General features: G+C 36.3%; 18 protein-coding genes. 14 read left to right on the top strand and 4 right to left on the bottom strand.

What is annotated here, in order from left to right; translation table 11 throughout:
* Nucleotides 1-17 precede the first annotated feature (17 nt).
* The gene (locus N774_RS19925; RefSeq protein WP_278245150.1) at nt 18-140 is read left to right on the top strand and encodes a hypothetical protein; all 123 of its coding nucleotides are present in this window, start codon (nt 18-20) and stop codon (nt 138-140) included.
* Between the two features lie 231 nt (nt 141-371).
* Here N774_RS19925 and N774_RS0104500 read toward each other — a convergent pair whose 3' ends face one another.
* The 3 genes from N774_RS0104500 to N774_RS19420 all read right to left on the bottom strand — a co-directional run bounded on the left by N774_RS0104500 (nt 372) and on the right by N774_RS19420 (nt 2761).
* The gene (locus N774_RS0104500) at nt 372-599 is read right to left on the bottom strand and encodes a hypothetical protein (RefSeq protein ID WP_024860092.1); all 228 of its coding nucleotides are present in this window, start codon (nt 597-599) and stop codon (nt 372-374) included.
* A gap of 315 nt (nt 600-914) precedes the next feature.
* On the bottom strand, nt 915-2159 hold the full coding sequence (locus N774_RS0104495) for an IS256 family transposase (protein ID WP_024860091.1): 1245 nt from the start codon (nt 2157-2159) through the stop codon (nt 915-917).
* 77 nt (nt 2160-2236) lie between these two features.
* The gene (locus N774_RS19420) at nt 2237-2761 is read right to left on the bottom strand and encodes a transposase (RefSeq protein ID WP_024860090.1); all 525 of its coding nucleotides are present in this window, start codon (nt 2759-2761) and stop codon (nt 2237-2239) included.
* A 629-nt stretch (nt 2762-3390) separates the two neighbouring features.
* Here N774_RS19420 and N774_RS0104485 point away from each other — a divergent pair.
* The 13 genes from N774_RS0104485 to N774_RS18010 all read left to right on the top strand — a co-directional run bounded on the left by N774_RS0104485 (nt 3391) and on the right by N774_RS18010 (nt 18501).
* Nucleotides 3391-3708, top strand: coding sequence for a helix-turn-helix domain-containing protein (locus tag N774_RS0104485; protein ID WP_024860089.1), 318 nt, complete (start codon nt 3391-3393; stop codon nt 3706-3708).
* 98 nt (nt 3709-3806) lie between these two features.
* Nucleotides 3807-4982, top strand: coding sequence for a glycosyltransferase (locus N774_RS0104480; protein ID WP_024860088.1), 1176 nt, complete (start codon nt 3807-3809; stop codon nt 4980-4982).
* Nucleotides 4983-5281: 299 nt separating this feature from the next.
* On the top strand, nt 5282-6355 hold the full coding sequence (locus N774_RS0104475; RefSeq protein WP_024860087.1) for a hypothetical protein: 1074 nt from the start codon (nt 5282-5284) through the stop codon (nt 6353-6355).
* Nucleotides 6356-6478: 123 nt separating this feature from the next.
* Nucleotides 6479-7099 (top strand): CatB-related O-acetyltransferase, encoded by a 621-nt coding sequence (locus N774_RS19920; RefSeq protein WP_024860086.1) that lies wholly within the window; start codon nt 6479-6481, stop codon nt 7097-7099.
* Nucleotides 7100-7132: 33 nt separating this feature from the next.
* Nucleotides 7133-8077, top strand: a complete 945-nt coding sequence (locus N774_RS0104465) for a glycosyltransferase family 2 protein (RefSeq protein WP_024860085.1) — start codon at nt 7133-7135, stop codon at nt 8075-8077.
* Nucleotides 8078-8087: 10 nt separating this feature from the next.
* Nucleotides 8088-9542: a flippase gene (locus tag N774_RS0104460; protein WP_024860084.1), complete on the top strand. Its 1455-nt coding sequence runs from the start codon at nt 8088-8090 to the stop codon at nt 9540-9542.
* Nucleotides 9543-9544: 2 nt separating this feature from the next.
* Nucleotides 9545-10327, top strand: coding sequence for a glucose-1-phosphate cytidylyltransferase (gene rfbF / locus N774_RS0104455; protein WP_024860083.1), 783 nt, complete (start codon nt 9545-9547; stop codon nt 10325-10327).
* Entirely contained in the window at nt 10327-11379 is a 1053-nt protein-coding gene (gene rfbG / locus N774_RS0104450; protein ID WP_207640559.1) for a CDP-glucose 4,6-dehydratase, read from the top strand. The genes rfbF and rfbG overlap by 1 nt, the downstream gene beginning before the upstream one ends.
* Before the next feature lies 1 nt (nt 11380).
* The gene (gene rfbH / locus N774_RS0104445) at nt 11381-12724 is read left to right on the top strand and encodes a lipopolysaccharide biosynthesis protein RfbH (protein ID WP_024860081.1); all 1344 of its coding nucleotides are present in this window, start codon (nt 11381-11383) and stop codon (nt 12722-12724) included.
* A 17-nt stretch (nt 12725-12741) separates the two neighbouring features.
* The gene (locus N774_RS0104440; protein ID WP_024860080.1) at nt 12742-14523 is read left to right on the top strand and encodes a thiamine pyrophosphate-binding protein; all 1782 of its coding nucleotides are present in this window, start codon (nt 12742-12744) and stop codon (nt 14521-14523) included.
* An 11-nt stretch (nt 14524-14534) separates the two neighbouring features.
* Nucleotides 14535-15446, top strand: coding sequence for an NAD-dependent epimerase/dehydratase family protein (locus tag N774_RS0104435; RefSeq protein ID WP_024860079.1), 912 nt, complete (start codon nt 14535-14537; stop codon nt 15444-15446).
* Nucleotides 15447-15565: 119 nt separating this feature from the next.
* Nucleotides 15566-16822 (top strand): glycosyltransferase family 4 protein, encoded by a 1257-nt coding sequence (locus N774_RS0104430; protein WP_024860078.1) that lies wholly within the window; start codon nt 15566-15568, stop codon nt 16820-16822.
* 239 nt (nt 16823-17061) lie between these two features.
* A complete protein-coding gene (locus N774_RS18010) occupies nt 17062-18501 on the top strand; it encodes an exopolysaccharide biosynthesis polyprenyl glycosylphosphotransferase (RefSeq protein WP_024860077.1) in 1440 nt (479 codons plus the stop codon).
* Nucleotides 18502-18615: 114 nt separating this feature from the next.
* Here N774_RS18010 and N774_RS0104420 read toward each other — a convergent pair whose 3' ends face one another.
* Entirely contained in the window at nt 18616-19179 is a 564-nt protein-coding gene (locus tag N774_RS0104420; RefSeq protein WP_024860076.1) for an NAD(P)H-dependent oxidoreductase, read from the bottom strand.
* Between the last annotated feature and the right edge of the window lie 101 nt (nt 19180-19280).

The following is a 19280-nucleotide window of genomic DNA, read 5'->3' as shown; positions in this document are numbered from 1 at the left end:
GAAGGAGAAATAATAAAATGACAGAATATATAAAGCCTGAAATCGAAATAGTAATCTTTGAAACAGAAGATGTTATAACAACAAGTGTTAATAATTTTAGCGGAGATGAAAAAGGTGAAAACGCTCATTTCGATCCGTAAATATGCGTTTTAGGAAATATGGGCATCATGAGTGCTTGTATCATAAATGCTTGAAAACATCACACTTATAAGCAAAACATCCCCGAGCTTCGACTCGGGGATTGCTAATTTATAGTAAGCGCCAACCATGCATAGCTCTTCACACCAAAATGAAAAGGCAGTATAATAGTTCCGAGGTGAAAATAGCCGGAAGGAGCTGATGGAATGGCTCATCGAGGATCTCATTTTGTACTATTTGCTAAGCTCTTTAATTGCAGTTTCTACTGAGCTAATAAGCATAGGTCTTCGCATTTCTCCGACCATGATATCGAATTCGTTTCCAGAGGGGGCTCCATACAAGAGATTATCGGCATCAACAGATTTTAGCCATTTGAGAGCTTCATACAAACCATCGATGGTATATACGTCAAAGCCTTTTGATTCAATAAACGTAAGGTTAATATCTCTCTGTGTGTTCATATAAAGTTCACTCCCATGGTTATTAATATATGTTTATTATAGCACATTGACAGAGAATAATTCACTGTGATAATAGATGAAATAATTATGATTAATTATGACAATATCTACGATATATTTCAAAGAAATGTGGATTTACATCATTCCATAAGATGCTGCTAATTTAGGAAGTTCTTCAGTAGGAGTGAGTCAATCCCAAATTCTGTGTAAACGAGAAATAGTGCAATAAAAGAGTATATGATGAGACCGATTGTGAAAGCAGTCGGTCTTATCTGCATATTAGCACATGATTATTTGATTGTCAAGATGAAATTGTTATTCGGGTATCCTGTCGCCGTAGTAGATTACGAGCTGAGCGTAAATTCGACTCCAATCCTGACGGCGACCTGTCCACTTTTTCGTGATATCCTTCATAGCCAGATACAGCATCTTGAAAAGGCTGTCATCGGTTGGAAATACGGACTTTGCTTTAGTTACTTTCTTCAGTTGACGATTAAAGCCCTCTATGGTATTTGTGGTATAGATCAGCTTCCTAAGCTCCTGTGGGAACTTGAAGTAAGTGCTGAGATTAGGCCAGTTTTCGTACCACGACTTTGAGATCTTGGGATATTTGCTGTCCCAGGCAGCAGCAAAGGAGTCAAGAGCGTCCAGAGCAGCTTCCTCTGTTGCGGCAGTATAGACCTTCTTAAGATCAGCCATAAGTGCCTTGATATCCTTGTAGGAGACGTATTTGCTGGAATTTCTGAGTTGATGTATGATGCAGTTCTGGATATCGGTTTTCGGGAATACTGCCTCTATCGCCTGAGAGAAGCCAGTGAGGTTATCAGTGCAGGCAATGAGAATATCATCTACTCCTCTGTTACGAAGGCTGTTAAGTACGCCTGCCCAGAACTTAGCGCTTTCATTTTCTCCTACCCACATACCGAGAACGTTCTTCCTGCCGTCCAAATTAACTCCTATGGCTATGTATACAGCCTTCTTGATGATCTGTCCCTCGCTGCGGACGTGATAGTGGATGGCGTCAAGAAATACGACTGCATAGACGCTCTCAAGCGGTCTTTGCTGCCATTCTTTTGCTACAGGGAGAACCTTGTCTGTAATACGACTGACGGTAGTATCGGATATTTCCAGACCGTAAATATCACGGATATGATCCTCAATATCGGACGTAGACATACCTTTTGCGTACATGGAGATGATCTTGTTCTCCATATCCTGAGATATGCTTGTCTGATTCTTGGGCAGTATCTTAGGCGCAAATTCACCGTTTCTGTCCCGAGGCACTTCGATATCCACCTTACCCATACTGGTACGCAAAGTTTTCTTGCTGTGACCGTTGCGGCTGTTAGCGGTTTCTTTGTTCTTAACGTCATACGGCTCGTATCCGAGTTCAGAATCAAGCTCTGATTTAAGGCTTCCTTCCATAAACCCGGCAAGCGCTTCTTTGAATAATTCCTGAATATCATCCATGCTCTGAATATTTGCTGCCGAAAGAAAATCGCTTATCAGCTCTCTTCTTGCACGCTGTTCTTCTGTTTCATTTCTTCGCCTTCTGCTCATAATTAAAACCTCCGAAGTAATGTCTCTTCTATTATACACTACTTCAGAGGTTTACACAAATTTTAGGATAGACTTCATTATTCATTCAGACCAATGTTCTGCAATCCTGCACAGGGGCATGCTTTGTATTCATCACCGGTTACAGAGTCATAGTATGGGATAGTTCCACCAGCCCAGTCCACCTGCATAGCATCTCCCGGCTTATGAGTAACACGCATAGCCGCCTTTGTCACACGAGCCCAGCGGCGGTACTTGTCAGCGAACTGAGTACTCATATATGGTATTTCACCGTTTGCATATGCACGCTCACAGTATTCATTCCATAGCAAAGTTAGAGTAACACCTTTCTTGGAAAGCTCTTTGTGGATGTAGGCGTAGTCGATAGCAGCATAATTGTTAATGCCTTTGTTACGTGTGCCATAAAACAACTCGTCCAGCATTTCATTTGTCACACCGTCATCGAGTGGCCAAGAAATGTTCAGTTCCTCCGCACGGTCAAGAGCCGCTTTAACGGTTTGATGTGAACTGTGGACGTTTGTTTCAATGCTCCTCTGGCTGAAGCCCTTAGAGTACATCTCCAATATTTTTCGATAGTTCGTCATATCCGAACCTCCTATATTCAAGTCACACATTGCTGTGTGCTATGAACATTATATAGGTTCAGGATAAGTGCGGTCAATGCTCCGGCAAGGTGCGGTTCTATGTGCGGCATAATGCGGTTCTAAGTCCGTGCAGCTGCGGTTTTGGTGTCGGCATATACAGGGCTTTTTTGTGCTTTACGTACAAAATGGTTCGGTTCAATAACGCCAGTCGCTTCTGTTGATAGTTGGTATATAACAGAAATTTAGTTACCCATGTATAAGCTTTCGATATTCTTAAATTTCCAGTTCGTTGTTAGCATGTCTAGTTCGCAGCTCGATAGCATACTCACTCTACTCAGAAAACTCAGCTTTTCATAACGATAACTGTGTGTCTCATAAATATACTTCCACCGGAAACAATTCCTGTGTAACGTTAAAAGATGTCAATGACTTTCTGATTTGACGTATAACTATTGTGGTTACGACTTTTTTATTGAAATTGTTTATCAGGCTAATTTCAGATTCGCAGACTTATAACACATTTATACTCAACTCAAATAATGTTGGAAAATCGAACATTTTTGTTGACAAATCCAACTCTAAGGTGTATAATATACATAATTGTAGACATACCGAGAGGAGGGAAAGGTATGAAAAATTTAAATGAAAGATTAAGAGAAGTTAGGAAAAAATTGCATTTATCGCAGGAAAATGTCTCAAAAGCTATAGGTATTAACCGTACTGCAATAGTAGAAATCGAGAATGGCAGGCGTAAGGTGTCCGTTGATGAGCTTGCAAAGTTCAGCGAACTGTTTCGGATCCCTGTTGATGAACTAATGAACGGCAGAGCTAATGAATTGCCTGCTCAGATGTTCGCACGCAGCTTTGGAGAGCTTGATGAAGCAGACCAAAGAGAAATCCTTAATTTGATTGAATTCAAAAAGAGAATGAAGGAACATACAGTTTGATTAACGATTATGAAGTTTAAGCAAGGGTGCGAATATATAAAAGAAGAATGAACTTAGTATGTTCTGAAACAACTTCTTGTATCTTTGTCGGAGGAAATATGAATATTATTTGGATAACGTTAGAATCGCTATTACCTGCTAATACTGGTGGAAGACTCGGTGTATATAAAAGATTAGAACAGATTGCGAAAACTGAAAACGTTTTTCTATTTTACCCTTATGATGATCAGGAAGAATTGAAAAATGCTAAGGAATTAAGAAAACTTTGCAAAGAAGTACATCCATATTACAGAGGAGCGAATAGGTTGACCGCTTTAAAAAAAATATGGAGATATCCATTTACAGTAGGTTCAAGAATGATTTCGGAAATGCAGAAAGATATAAATGCGTGTCTTGAAAAAAATGCAATAGATGTAATTAATGTTGACTTTCCACATATGTGCGCTAATCTATTTAACATTAATGTACCTTGTCCTATTGTGTTAAACGAGCACAACATCGAGTGGAAGGTTTATAAAAGCATTTCACACAGCCAGAAAAATCCACTGAAGAAGGTTGCTTATTTTATCGATTCATATAGATTAAAAAGATATGAGAGGAATCTTTTTCAAAAGATTAGGTTTTCTAAAATTACATTTGTATCATCAGATGATATGGAATATATGATCAGAAAAAACATGTGTACAAATGAACAGGCTGAGTTAATTCCGGTTGGAGCCGACATTAATAGAATAGATGCTATAAAAAAACATATCACTAAAAATATTATTTTTGTAGGGAAAATGTCTTATGGTCCTAATATTGAAGCAGTGACTTGGTTCAATGAGGAGATATTTCCAAAGATATTAAAAAATGAGCCATCATGTAAGTTTTATATAGTTGGGAAAGAACCAACAGATGAAGTTAAGGCTTTAGCTGGTGACAGCATTATTGTCACGGGGACGGTGGATTCTGTTGAAAAATATTATGATTTGGCGGATTTAGTTGTATTGCCATTAAAAAATGGCGGCGGTGTAAAAGTTAAATTACTGGAAGCAATCGGGCATGATCTTCCGATTGTATCAACGAGCGTTGGAGTTCAAGGAACTATTTACAAAGATAAGAAATCAGTGCCTGTACATGATGATGCTTTAGAATTTGCTGATGCATGTGTTAAATCTATTAATGGAAATTATAAAGAACGATTTAAAAAGATGTTTGCTATTTTTGAAGAGAATTATACATGGGAACAAATAGGTGAGAGATATTTGGAGCTATTTAATGAAGTAATATGAAAATATCAAAAAGGCGAGAGAGCCTGTTTAAATTGTTGCGATAAGTGTATTTTTCAGGCATACTGTAAAACGTATGTTGGGGGCTATCCGATTACTCTTTTATTTAGAGCGTGATTAATATTGTTGCATGGATAGAAGGAGAAAGATAATTATGAATAATTGTGCGTTTACAATATGTACATGGAGCTATTTGGGCTTAGCTAAGAATCTAAAGGATAGTTTTTTTACATTATCATTCAGATTATGATTTTAAGATTGTAATTATTGATGAAGTAAAAGAGAATGACGTAGATTGTATTTTGGCAGATGATATTTTATTAAAGTATATTTCCAAAAATCGTGTTGAATCGATGAAGTTTCAGTATGATGTCACGGAATATAGTACCAGTATTAAACCTTTTGCGTTTAAAAATTACATGGATAAATATTCAAAAGTGATATACTTTGATCCTGATATTATGTGCTTTTCTCATTTAAATGAATTAGATGATGATGCAATTGCTTTTGTTACCCCACATGTTTCAAGAATGGAGAATACTGATAATGTTTTGGAAGAGGCCAATATATTAAATCATGGAGTGTTTAATTGTGGGTTTATTGCTTTCAGATCGTGCAGTAAATCTATGACGTTCATTGATTGGTGGGCAAACAGATTAATTGATTATTGCTATGACGATTTAACTTTAGGAATATATACCGATCAAAAATGGGTTGATTATATTCCTGTGTTTTTAGGTAATCAGCTTAAGATTATTTCTAATTGTGGTTATAATTATGCTCCGTGGAATTATTGTTCTAATGAGGTGATAATAAAGAATAATAATTATTTCTTAAAACCTCGCCAAAAAGAAGGCGAACTTGTAAAATTATGCTTTGCGCATTTTAGTGGATTTAACTATCAAAAACTAATACAAGGTGAAACTGAGCACAGTTTTCGTAATATTTATTCTTATCATGATATTGAACCGCTTCTGCTATGCTATGGTAAAAATCTAAAAGAGCATAATTCTTTAAGTTTTATTAACAATCCATATAAATATAATTTTTATTCGAATGGAAAACTAATATCTAAGCTTAATAGAAGACTATACAGAACAATTAAAGAAAAAAAAAGGATCAAGGAGCCATTTAATTCGAAGAAGATGTTTTATGGAATTATGTCAAAGAACAAGCTATTATCAGATATTCCTGATGCAAAAAAGAAGAATACGGCTGGAGTTAACAATAAAGAAAGATTTATATACTTGTTTTTTAAATGTATAAAGAAAATATTAGGAATAAAAAAATATACTGAATTTTTACGCGCGATGCAAATATATTCTACGTACGGAAAACAAGATTTTCTTATTTCTAATAATTATAAAAAGAAGTAATTAGATTAATTGATATTTTTTCTCGTATTAGTATTGGTTATGGTGTTCTTTAAGTCTTTATCATTTCAGCTGATTTGTTTTGTCGTTGTTTTTGGTTTCATTAAAAAAGAGGTAATAGTAAGAATGAATATTAAACAGTCTGTTTTGTTATTGTTGTTGAAAATGCGTTTTAAATATAAAAAATCAGGCTTGAAGCCTAAAATATTGTTTCCAAAAGAATGTATAATCAATGGAACAAAGTCATATGGTGACTTGCGAATAACTACTTTCAACAATAATTCTAAAATTATTATTGGTGAATACTGTTCTATTGCTCAAGAAGTGAATTTTTTACTTGATGTGGAGCATAGAATGGATACTATTTCAACATATCCTTTTAAGGTTAAAATCCTTGGCGAAAAAGCTGAGGCAACGAGTAAAGGTAATATATTAATTGAAGATGATGTTTGGATAGGTTTTGGTGCTACTGTTCTTTCTGGTGTGCATATCGGTCAAGGAGCTGTAATTGCAGCTGGTGCTGTAGTAACTAAAGATGTTCCTCCATATGCAATTGTCGGAGGAGTTCCTGCAAAAATTATAAAATATAGATTTGATGCTGAAACCATTAAATTTATGAATACTTTGGATTATAAGTCTCTTGACGAAGCACTAATAAAGGAACATGTTGAAGATTTATATCTTTCACTTGAAAAAAAGAATATTGAAGAAATAAAAAGAATATTTGAATGGTTTCCAAAGAAATGAAGAACAACTTTTTATGTATTTAGGTGGTTAATTATGACTAATCCAATTATTAGCATTTGTATACCAACTTTAAATCGTTGTGAACAATTAAAAGCAACGATTTTGTCAATTGTCGATCAACCTGAATTTAAGAATGGTAAAGTTGAAATTGTTATATCAGACAATGCGTCAACCGATAAAACAAAGGATACCATTTTATCTTTAAAGGAAAAATATCCAGCAATCATATATCATAGAAATGAAAAAAATATTGGTAATGAAAATTTTCCACTGGTTTTATCTTTGGGGAATGGAATACTAAGAAAACTAAATAATGATACGCTTCTTTTAAAAAAAGATTCGTTAGGTAAATTATGTGAGTTTGTTGAAAAATATATAGATAGTAAGCCGGTCCTATTATTTCCTAATGGTGAGTTGCAAGACGTTTCGGATGAAGTTTTGTCATTCAGAGAATTTGTCTTATCTGCATCACATTGGGTTACTTGGATTGGTGCGTTTTCAATTTGGGAAAATGATTGTATTGATTTACATGATGATACATATGGCTGTAATGAAAAATTATGGCAGGTTAGAAAAGTATATGAACTTGCGAGTAAAAAGAAGCAGTCTGTTATTATTAATTATGAATATGGTATTATTCAAAGTGTACCTCACAAAAACCTTAGCTATGGGTTATATAATATCTTCTATAAAAATTTTTTATTTTTCTTAAAGCCATATGTAAGCAAAGGCGAAATTGATGTTACCGATTATGAAGTTGTTGAAAAGGACTTATTGTTTAACTTTTTTTGCGATTGGATGATTAAATGGGAATTACATAACTCTGATTTTAAATATTCAGAAAGCGAGAATTTAATAGAATTAATTAGGAATCAATATATTAACAAATCATATTGGAGTCAGTTTGAAAAACATTATAAAATACAGAAATGCAAATACAAGGCTAAAAGTCTAATAAAAAAGATTGCTGGGAGATGATAAAAATATAATGGAAAATGTAAGTAATATTAAGAAAAATACTATTTTTAATACACTTAAAACAGTTTTCGGTATTATTTATCCACTAATAACATTCCCTTATATTTCAAGAGTTTTATTGACCGACAATGTAGGTAAGATTAACTTTGGAAATTCGATAGTGAGCTATGTTACTCTTGTAGCTTCTTTGGGAGTAAATACATATGCAATACGTGAATGTTCAAAAGTGAAATATGACAAAAATGAATTAAGTAAAATTTCAAGTCAAATATTATCAATTAATATAATATCATCGTTAGTAGCTTATGTTGCCTTAGCAATCGTTTTGATTTTTGCGAGACCGCTTGAGAATTACCGATTGTTAATTATTATTCAGAGCACATCAGTATTGTTTACCACTCTTGGAGCTGATTGGTTAAACACGGCGATGGAGGATTTCAAGTTTATTGCTGTTAGAACGATTTGTATGCAAATTGCTGCGCTGCTTTTAATGTTCATATTTATTCATAAACCGGAAGACTATATGATTTATGCCGTGATTTCTGTTGTTGCTTCAAGTGGTGCTAATGTAGTAAATATTTTTTATCGAAAAAAGTATTGCAAAACCGGGTTTACATTAAAGATGAATGCGAAAAAACATCTTCCTCGAATCCTATTGCTCTTTTCATTGATCTTATCGCAAACAATTTATGTGAATTCTGATATAACTATTCTTGGATTGATCAAGGGCGACCATGAAGTTGGACTTTATAGTACATCTGTTAAGATGTATACAATAATTAATACAACAATTGCATCAATTGCCTGGGTTGTAATGCCAAAACTTTCTCTGCATTTTCAACAAAAGAATTATAGTGAGATTAATAGACTTTTAAAATATGCTTTAAACTATATTTTGGTTTTGGGAATTCCTTGTGTATGTGGTTTAGAAGTAATAGCGCCTCATCTTATCATATTAATTGCTGGTGAAGCGTATGTTGATGCAACTATTTCTTTAAGAATACTGGGCGTTGCTATGATGTGTTCATTTATTGCTGGCTGGATTGGAAACATGACTAGAATACCAGCGGGGCGAGAGAATGTATCTCTTAGAATATCTGTAATAAGTGCTTGTATTAATATTATACTTAACTTGATTTTGATTCCAAAATTTGGATTGAACGCAGCGGCTTTAACTACTGCAGTATCTGAGTGTTTTGGAATGATATGTGGTTTAATTTTGATTGATCGAAAGATAAAAATCGACGAGCTTAGTAATATGCTTATAGGTCCTATTAGCGGTGGAGTTGGCATAGTATTAATTGGTATTGCTTCACAGTTACTATTTTCAAAGACTTGGATAATTACAATTGTAACTGTATTTGTCAGTGTGATCTGGTATTTTGCTGTTATGCTTATCACTAAAAATGAATTTTTTGCTAGTTTTATTAAACCAATTATATTCAAAATTATAAGGAGGGAATAGAAATGAAAGTCGTTTTGTTAGCAGGCGGTTTTGGTACAAGAATATCTGAAGAATCTGCTTTTAAACCGAAGCCGTTGGTCGAGATATGCGAAATGCCGATTTTATGGCACATAATGAAAGAGTATAGTTATTTTGGCCATAATGAGTTTATTATTTGTGCTGGATATAAACAGCAGGCTATAAAAGAGTGGTTTTCTGAGTATTTTCTTAACAGCAGCGATATAACATTCGATTATCGTAATAAAGAAGAGGAACGTATTATTCATGAATGCCGCGCTGAACCTTGGAAAGTTACAGTTGTTGACACCGGGCTTCATACCATGACAGGCGGACGAATCAAGCGCATCCAGAAATATATCGGTAATGAACCTTTTTTGATGACATATGGTGACGGAGTATGTGATGTTGATATCAATGAACTTATAAAGTATCATATGTCGCATGGAAAGATTGCTACTCTGACTGCAGTATTGCAGGATCAGTCAAAGGGGGTTCTCGATATCGGAGGCGATAATGCTGTAAAATCGTTTAGAGAGAAAAAGATTTCTGATGGTGCCCCGATCAATGCAGGTTATATGGTGTTGAATCCAGAAATATTCGATTACATCGAAGGAGATCAGACTGTGTTTGAACGTGATCCACTTGAGAGACTTGCAATTGAAGGACAGCTTATGTCATATATGCACAAAGGCTTTTGGCAGTGCATGGATAATATTCGTGAGAAGAAATTGCTTGAAAAACTTCTTGAAGGCGGACAGGCACCGTGGAAGAGATGGGAAGAATAATGTTTGATTTAAGTTTTTATAAAGGAAAAAAAGTACTTCTTACAGGGCACACGGGGTTCAAAGGTTCTTGGATGACAGTTATGCTTGTGAATGTCGGAGCAGAAGTTATTGGATATTCAAGTTGTTCTAAAACTGAAACGAGACTTTTTGATCTGTGTGGTATTAAAGACCAAATCACACATATCAAGGGTGATGTGAGAGATTTGCATCACCTGCTTGCTGTTTTTCACGAATATCAGCCAGAAATTGTCATTCACATGGCTGCCCAGCCTATTGTTCGTGACAGCTATAAGGATCCTGTAGGAACATACGAAACAAATGTTATAGGTACTGTAAATATCTGTGAAGCAGTTCGTCAGACACCAAGTGTAAAGTCATTTCTTAATGTTACCACAGATAAAGTATATGAAAATAAGGAATGGGAATGGGGATATCGTGAAAACGAACCACTTGACGGATATGATCCCTACAGTAATTCAAAATCATGTTCTGAACTTGTTACACACAGTTATAAATCCTCATTTCTTGATGGAAAAGTAGCTGTATCGACTGCAAGAGCTGGTAATGTTATTGGTGGCGGTGATTTTGCTAATGACAGAATAATTCCTGACTGCGTAAGATCAGCTATCAATGGACAAGATATCATTGTAAGAAACCCTTTTTCCACTCGTCCATATCAGCATGTACTTGATCCTGTGTACGCTTACCTGATGATTGCGGCTATACAGTATCAAGACAGTAAATATGCTTCATGGTACAATGTTGGACCAAACGATCATGATTGTTTCCAGACAGGTGCTTTAGTTGATTTGTTTGTAAAGTATTGGGGGACTGGATTGAAATGGGTAAATCAGCATGACGATGGTCCGCATGAAGCTAATTTTCTAAAACTCGACTGTTCAAAGCTAAAAACAGTGTTCGGCTGGAAACCACACTGGAATATCGAAACAGCAATAGAAAAAGTTGTTGAATGGAGCAAAGCATGGGTAGCAGGTAAAGATGTACGTGTCGTAATGGATAAACAGATAAAAGAGTTTTTGGAGGCAAAATAATATGGCAAACTGGAAGAATGAAGAAGAAGCAAGAGAACAGATAAAGAAATTAGTGGCTGATTACTATCATGATTTTAAGGAGAAGAAAGAGCCTTATAAAGACGGCGATCGTATCACTTATGCATCTCGTGTATTTGATGAAAAGGAGATGCAGGCACTGACTGATGCCACACTTGATTTCTGGCTTACAACCGGTCGTTTCTCTGATCAATTTGAGAAAGAGTTTGCTCAGTGGATCGGTGTGAAGTATGCGCATCTTGTTAATTCCGGTTCTTCCGCTAACTTGATTGCATTCATGGCATTGACTGCTCCGGAACTTGGAGACAGACAGATTCGTCCCGGTGATGAAGTAATCACTGTAGCGTGTGGATTCCCGACAACAGTAACTCCTGTTTTGAATTATGGCGCTGTTCCTGTTTTCGTTGATGTGACGGTTCCTCAGTATAATATTGATGTTAAAAAACTTGAAGGCGCATTAAGCTCTAAGACAAAAGCAGTTATGATTGCTCATACTCTTGGTAATCCTTTTGATCTGAAGGCAGTTAAGGCATTCTGTGCTAAGCATAATCTTTGGATTGTTGAAGATAACTGTGATGCTCTTGGTACAAAGTATACCATTGATGGAGAAACTAAATTCAGCGGTACATGGGGCGATATTGGCACATCAAGTTTCTATCCGCCTCATCATATGACAATGGGTGAAGGTGGATGTGTATATACAAACAACCCTCTTCTTCATCGTTTGATTCTTTCTTTCCGTGATTGGGGACGTGACTGTATCTGTCCGTCTGGTCGTGATAACTTCTGCGGACATCGTTTTGACGGTCAGTTCGGTGAGCTTCCTGTTGGATATGATCATAAATATGTTTACAGCCACTTTGGTTATAATCTGAAAGTAACTGATATGCAGGCAGCTATTGGCTGTGAGCAGTTAAAGAAGTTCCCAAGTTTCATTGAAAGAAGAAGACACAATTGGGATAGACTCCATAAGGCGCTTGAGCCCGTAGCTGGTAAGCTGATTTTGCCGGAGCCTGCTGAAAACAGTGAGCCTTCTTGGTTCGGTTTCCTGATTTCTGTTCGCCCAGACAGCGGTCTTGACAGAAACAAGGTTACTCGCTATATTGAAGAACATAATGTTCAGACTCGTCTGCTTTTCAGCGGAAACCTCATCAAGCATCCTTGCTTCAATCAGATTCGCGGTACTGAAGCATATCGTGTTGCAGGTGATCTCACTACCACTGATTTTGTTATGAACAATACATTTTGGGTTGGTGTGTATCCTGGTATGACTGATGAGATGATAGACTATATGGCAAAAACTATTATTGAAGCTGTAAATAACTGAAAGAAGGAATATGGATTATGAAGCAAAGGGTATCAGATTATATTGCTGACTTTCTTGTTAGTCATGATATCAGAGATGTGTTTACAGTTACTGGCGGAGGAGCAATGTATTTAAATGATTCCTTTGGTCATCATCCGCATCTTCATTGTACTTATAATCATAATGAACAGGCTTCATCAATGGCTGCAGAGGCATATGCGCGAATCGATAATCGAATCGCGGCTGTTTGCGTTACTACTGGTCCTGGAGCAACAAATGCTATTACTGGCGTTGCGGGTGGATGGATGGATTCTATTCCAATGCTGGTATTCTCAGGACAAGCGCGTTATGCTACAACGGTTTATGCTTCTGGGTTGAAACTTAGAACACGCGGTGTTCAAGAATTTGACATTATCGGCAGTGTGCAGAACATGACAAAATACTGTGAACTGGTCAAGAATGCTTCCGACATTCGATATGTTCTTGAGAAAGCATATCATATTGCGACTACAGGCAGACCTGGTCCGTGCTGGCTGGATATTCCTATGGATGTTCAGGGAGCAATTATTGAAACTGACGAGCTGCAAGGATATACTCCTGATGATAATGCTGATATGATTTCAGCAGATACAGTCTCAGAGATTATTAGAAGGATAAAGTCTGCTGAAAGACCTGTTCTATTCGTAGGAAACGGCGTCCGTCTAGCAGGTGCACACGAAGAATTCTTGAAGTTGGTTGAAAAGCTGAATATTCCTGTAGTGACTGGCATGAGCAGTATTGACGCTATTGGTTCCGCGCACAGACTATACGTCGGACGTTCTGGCGGTACGGGTGACCGTGCAGGTAATTTTGCTGTTCAGAATTCTGATCTTTTGCTTTCTCTTGGAAGCAGACTGAGTTTTTTCCAGACGGGTTTCAATTACAAAACATGGGCGAGAGCCGCTTATAAGATTATAAATGACATTGATGATCAGGAACTTGAAAAAGACAGCATCAATGCTGATATGAAGGTATGCTACGATGTGAAGAGCCTTATTGAGGCTCTTATCGAGGCTCTTCCTGAATCGCTTGAAGAAAAGTCTGTATGGACAAAACAGTGTGCTGTTTGGCGTGAGAAATATCCTGTCGTGCTTGACAAGCACAGAAATGACATTAAACCTAATATATATGCGTTTTACGATGCTTTCACGAGAAAACTTGGTTCGGATGATAAACTAGTAGTAAGTGTCGGAACATCGAGAGTGGCAGGAAGTCAGGCAAGCTTTATTACAGAAGGAATGCGCTTCATTACAAATCCTTCTATCGCTGCAATGGGATACTGTTTGCCTGCTGCAATAGGGGTGTGTGTTGCAAATAACAATAAGAAAACATACCTTGTAACAGGCGACGGCAGTTTTCAGATGAATATTCAGGAACTTCAGACAATTGTCCAGAATAAAATGCCAATCACAGTATTTCTCATGAATAATCAAGGCTATCATTCTATCAGAATGACACAGCATAATTATTTTGGCGATCCGCTTGTTGGCGTTGGTCCTGAAAGCCATGACCTGAGTTTCCCTGATCTTGAAAAACTTGCTCCTGCATACGAATTCGCTTTTCTCAGATGTGAGAAAATGGAAGATATGGTGTTTGCGATAGACTGGGCAATTGCTCAGAATGTTCCGTGTATCTGCGAAATGATGCTTTCAACTGAGCAGATCACTGAACCAAAGGCAGCAAGCAAACGCCTCGAAGATGGTTCTATGGTATCAGCACCGCTTGAAGACATGGCTCCTTTCCTTTCAAAGGAAGAACTCGAAAGTAATATGTATATCTGAGGATGTGAACGATGAATAAAACAATAATCGTTACAGGTGCTACAAGTATGATTGGCACAGCTATTATAAGAGAGTATCTTAGAAATGATGTAAAAAGAATCTATGCTGTTGTAAGACCTGATAGCCAAAATATTTCAAGGCTTCCGCATGACGAGAGAATTACTATAGTTGAGAGTGAAGTGTCCGGCTACGGCAAGCTTACTGACCTTATCAATGATAAGTGCGATGTTTTTTTTCATATTGCATGGGACGGAACAGGTGCGACACGCGAAAAAAGTACAGTTGGGCAGGCAAACAACATTATTTACACATTGAATGCTCTAGCAGCCGCAAAGACTCTTGGCTGTGTAAAATTCGTAGGTGCTGGTTCACAGGCTGAATACGGCAGACTTGATGTTCCTGAAATCAGTGAGGAAAGTCCCACTAAGCCGGTTATACCTTATGGCATCGCCAAGTTTGCAGCTGGACAGCTTGCACTTGCTGAAGCAAGAAAGATAGATATATCATGTTTCTGGGTAAGAATTTTCAGTGTTTTTGGATTGTATGACAAAAACACTTCAATGATCAGCAACGCTGTTCAGAAAATGAAGGCAGGCGAACGAATGTCATTCACACCTGCACTTCAAAGATGGGAATATCTGCATTGTGACGACGCGGCAAGAGCATTTTACCTTATAGGAGAAAAGTCAGTAGGTCAGAAGGTATACTGTCTCGGAAGTGGGCAGCCAAGGCAACTCAAGGAATTTATATATGCGATAAGGGATATCGTGAATCCTTATGCTGAACTTGGAATAGGTGATATTCCTTATAAAGGCACAGAAGTTATGAATCTATGTGCCGATATTACTTTACTTAATCATGATACGGGGTGGAAACCGGAAATAGATTTTGATGAGGGAATAAAACGGTTAGTTTTGGGGTAACAGGTTGTTAAACACTCTTAGTTCATTCAATATATTTCGAAGCGCGTTACCATCTATACAAAACAGTTCCAATACATAGCTTCAATTAACCGCTGATTATGAAGATAGGGGAATGATTTATGAAGAAATTATTATTTATCACTACAAGGATCTTTTGGCCGGCAAACAGTGGAAGAAAGGTTTCTCTTTATTATTATTGCAAAGGGCTTCATGAAAAATACGGCTATGACATATATTTGTATTCTTTTTTGGAAGCCGATCAAGATAAAGAAGAATGTATTAAGAACAAACCGAACTTTATTAAAGAAATAAAATTTGCTAAAAAATTAAAAAAGACTGAAATTATAACTAACTTGTTTTTTAAATCATTTTTAGGAGATACGATGCCCTTACAATGCTCATTAATGCTGAGTAAATCTAACGAAAAACGAATAAAAGAATACTATAAAAAGCATAAATTCAGGGTAATAATAACGGATATGATCAGGACTGCTCCGTATATCAAGGCGTTTAGTAATGAAGATTGCGTTAAAATCCTGGATATGGATGACTTGTTATCAAAAAGGTATCGCCGAACTCTTAAAAATGATAATTCCGGTGAGAATTTTTTGGGACAATTCAGTAAGTTTTTACCTGGATTCGTAAATAAGTATGTTGTTCCTAAAGTAAAAAAAATAGTGTTAAAGTCTGAGATTAAACGATTGGATTCTGCAGAGGCTTCCTATTCTAAACAGTATGACCATGTTATATTTGTATCGGAGAACGAAACAAAGGAATTGAATAAAAGGCTTGGTTTTTTTAAATGTGTCACAGTAACCCTTGGAGTAGATTATGATTATTTTTCTGAAGAAATACAAGTAGACAAGAATAATAATTATATTGCTTTTGTTGGTAATTTTGGGTATACACCGAATATCGATTCATTAAAAATAATTATAAATAATATTCTTCCTGGGCTACCTTCAGAAGTAAAACTGTTAGCTGTAGGAAAAGCACCAAAAGAATTAATAGAGTCTTTACAAAGTAATAATGTTGAATTTACAGGCATGGTAGAGGATATTCGTCTTTACGTAAAGCAATGTTCAGTGTTCCTATCGCCTATATCATATGGAAGCGGAATTAAAACAAAGATACTTGAAGCAATGGCGATGGGATTGCCTGTTGTAACGAATAGTATTGGAGCTGAGGGAATTTCAGCAGAGAATGGATATGAAATAGTTGTTGTTGATAATTATAAAGAAATGATAAAGGCTGTTAATAAACTGTTATCCGATAAAGAATATGCAAGAAAAGTTGGTGAAGCTGGTCAGAGATATGTAAGGACTCATCATTTATGGGATAGTGTATTGCAGGGATTTGATGAACTTGTTCCATAGATAAAATGATATATAGAAATTGAGAATTGAATTTGTTGCTGATTTTGCAAGACGTATAATCGAGAGCTCCTGATTCATTTGTCATAACCAATCGTTATATTAGCATTTACAGTTGACATTTTGCGCATTTTGTGATAAAATATTATTTGTATTATTTAATATTTTGGTTATTATATATTATGGGAATATATGTGGTTATTAATAATAACGCATTTTTAATAAAGATAGGTGGTGTATAAATGCACACACAAAGTAAGTATCCATGGCTCAGACATATTGATTTTTTGATAGTTGATTTGTTTGCTTTGCTTATTTCGTTTACTGTAGCTTTTCTGATCAAATTTCATGGCTTTTGGTTCGTAAAAAGTGAAATTTGGTCTAATGTAGTTTGGACACGTCTCGTATTTTTGATAACTGCTGCAGATGTATTATTTACTTTTGTTATGAATTCATATGGCAAAATATTTAAGCGGAGATACTATATGGAAATAATCCAGGCATTTCGGTTGACCATATATAATTCAATCTCAGTAGCTATGATCCTGTACATCTTTAAACGCGGAGAAGATTATTCAAGAACAGTATTTATTCTAACATATGTTTTTTATTTTATGTTTTCACTTAACATGAAGTATATGTGGAAAAAACTCATAGTATCCGGAAAAATCAAAATCAAACCCAAAAAACCGAGTACTTTATTTGTCATAGCCGAAAAAAACAATATAGATGCGATTCTTGCCAATATCAATTCTGAAGCTTCTGACTCTTTTGAAGTTAGAGGTATGTATCTGACTGATAATACTGAATTAACTGAATACAGGGAGATTCCGATTACCAATTCTGATTTTGCTGACCATATTATAAAGAATAATATAACCGATGTATTGCTTGCAGTTCCTCCTTCATCGATTAAAACGGAAGATTATCGTAAGCTTATAGAAAATGCCGTGGGTGTTCATATAAGTGTTGAATCAACGGTCGGAATGCAGACAGAAGACCAGTTTGTAAGCAATGTTGGCATTTATAAGACATTGAGTGTTGGAGCTTTCACATTCAGTCTTAGTCAGCTCATGTATCTTGTAATTAAACGAATGCTGGACATTTTGTTCGGTCTCATAGTTCTTGTGCTTCTTATACCAATTATCTTTTTTATAAAGATCAGTTATCTGCTTTCAGGAGACAAGGCAGATATTTTTTATACGCAAAAAAGAGTCGGTAAAAACGGGAAAAACATTAAGATACTAAAGTTCAGAACGATGGTTCCTAACGCTGATAAAAAGCTTGCGGAGTTACTTAAAGATGAAAAATATCGAACCGAATGGGAACTGAACCAGAAACTCACAAATGATCCGCGAATAACTAAAGTAGGAGCCTTCCTCAGAAAAACATCTATTGATGAACTGCCACAAGCTATAAATCTGATAAAAGGGGATATGAGCCTTGTAGGGCCTCGACCACTGATTGAAGGTGAACTTGAGGCGCACAACGGACTTAAGCTTTATCAGAGAGTAAAACCAGGAATAACAGGTTGGTGGGCATGTAACGGAAGGTCAAATATCGATTATCGTCAAAGATTGGAATTGGAGTATTACTATATCAAACATTTTTCAATCTATATAGACATTCTATGCGTTATCAGAACGGTATTTGCAGTAATATTTGGTTACGGAGCGGAGTAATATACCTATAAGACCCCCCCGATGAAAAATAACATCCATCGGGGGGGTTCTTATACGGTCGCACTTTAATGATTAAAGCCGTAACGGTTTAGCTTGTGAAACCTTTCTGCTTATTTAAATGCTTTCACGAATTTGCTTTTCACATTCGAGTAGTATCTGCTCTTCGTCAGCACCTTCGATATCAAGACCTAAAGCCTTGAACATAATACAGTCTTTTATACCATAGAAGTTTTCTGCCAGTGCACGAATGTATCCGAATCCGTATTCTTCGGGGAAGAACATACCTCCGGCAGTTGTTACATAATACAGTTTCTTTGCTTTGCATAGGCCGACTGGATAGCCTTCTGCAGAATACTTAAAAGTGATACCGATTGCATTTATCTGTTCAAAATACTGCTTCAGCATTGCAGGAAACGACAGATCCCAGAAGGGAGCAGCGATCACGATTGTATCTGCTGCTGCGAACTGTCTGGCAAGCTCAAACATAGGATGTATATAATTGCCTTCTGACAGCAATAAGTCACGTGTCTGTATATATGAATAATCCACAGGCTGAAAAGCAATATCAGACAGAACAAGCTCGGTGAAAGGCTCATTTAATTGTCTGAGCAATACATCAGCTAGTCTTAGTGTTCTGGAATGATCAGCACGGACACAGGCGTTTACAAATAAAACCATATGTTTTTAGTCCCCCTGTTCTTAGAATAAAAGTAATTGCTTATATTAAAAAAATGTTTGGCGTTTACAATAGAGCTAATAAGCATTAGCCTGCGCATTTC

The sequence above is a fragment of the Ruminococcus flavefaciens AE3010 genome (assembly GCF_000526795.1).
Classification (GTDB): domain Bacteria; phylum Bacillota; class Clostridia; order Oscillospirales; family Ruminococcaceae; genus Ruminococcus; species Ruminococcus flavefaciens_D.
The sequence above is the reverse complement of the archived record's forward strand: the minus strand, read 5'-3'. Positions and strand labels throughout refer to the sequence as shown.

What these genes read in the sequence shown, in the direction of transcription:
- N774_RS19925 (WP_278245150.1), top strand. Translation starts at nt 18, where the DNA reads ATGACAGAATATATAAAGCCTGAAATCGAAATAGTAATCTTTGAAACA.
- N774_RS0104500 (WP_024860092.1), bottom strand. Translation starts at nt 599, where the DNA reads ATGAACACACAGAGAGATATTAACCTTACGTTTATTGAATCAAAAGGC.
- N774_RS0104495 (WP_024860091.1), bottom strand. Translation starts at nt 2,159, where the DNA reads ATGAGCAGAAGGCGAAGAAATGAAACAGAAGAACAGCGTGCAAGAAGA.
- N774_RS19420 (WP_024860090.1), bottom strand. Translation starts at nt 2,761, where the DNA reads ATGACGAACTATCGAAAAATATTGGAGATGTACTCTAAGGGCTTCAGC.
- N774_RS0104485 (WP_024860089.1), top strand. Translation starts at nt 3,391, where the DNA reads ATGAAAAATTTAAATGAAAGATTAAGAGAAGTTAGGAAAAAATTGCAT.
- N774_RS0104480 (WP_024860088.1), top strand. Translation starts at nt 3,807, where the DNA reads ATGAATATTATTTGGATAACGTTAGAATCGCTATTACCTGCTAATACT.
- N774_RS19920 (WP_024860086.1), top strand. Translation starts at nt 6,479, where the DNA reads ATGAATATTAAACAGTCTGTTTTGTTATTGTTGTTGAAAATGCGTTTT.
- N774_RS0104465 (WP_024860085.1), top strand. Translation starts at nt 7,133, where the DNA reads ATGACTAATCCAATTATTAGCATTTGTATACCAACTTTAAATCGTTGT.
- N774_RS0104460 (WP_024860084.1), top strand. Translation starts at nt 8,088, where the DNA reads ATGGAAAATGTAAGTAATATTAAGAAAAATACTATTTTTAATACACTT.
- rfbF (WP_024860083.1), top strand. Translation starts at nt 9,545, where the DNA reads ATGAAAGTCGTTTTGTTAGCAGGCGGTTTTGGTACAAGAATATCTGAA.
- rfbG (WP_207640559.1), top strand. Translation starts at nt 10,327, where the DNA reads ATGTTTGATTTAAGTTTTTATAAAGGAAAAAAAGTACTTCTTACAGGG.
- rfbH (WP_024860081.1), top strand. Translation starts at nt 11,381, where the DNA reads ATGGCAAACTGGAAGAATGAAGAAGAAGCAAGAGAACAGATAAAGAAA.
- N774_RS0104440 (WP_024860080.1), top strand. Translation starts at nt 12,742, where the DNA reads ATGAAGCAAAGGGTATCAGATTATATTGCTGACTTTCTTGTTAGTCAT.
- N774_RS0104435 (WP_024860079.1), top strand. Translation starts at nt 14,535, where the DNA reads ATGAATAAAACAATAATCGTTACAGGTGCTACAAGTATGATTGGCACA.
- N774_RS0104430 (WP_024860078.1), top strand. Translation starts at nt 15,566, where the DNA reads ATGAAGAAATTATTATTTATCACTACAAGGATCTTTTGGCCGGCAAAC.
- N774_RS18010 (WP_024860077.1), top strand. Translation starts at nt 17,062, where the DNA reads ATGCACACACAAAGTAAGTATCCATGGCTCAGACATATTGATTTTTTG.
- N774_RS0104420 (WP_024860076.1), bottom strand. Translation starts at nt 19,179, where the DNA reads ATGGTTTTATTTGTAAACGCCTGTGTCCGTGCTGATCATTCCAGAACA.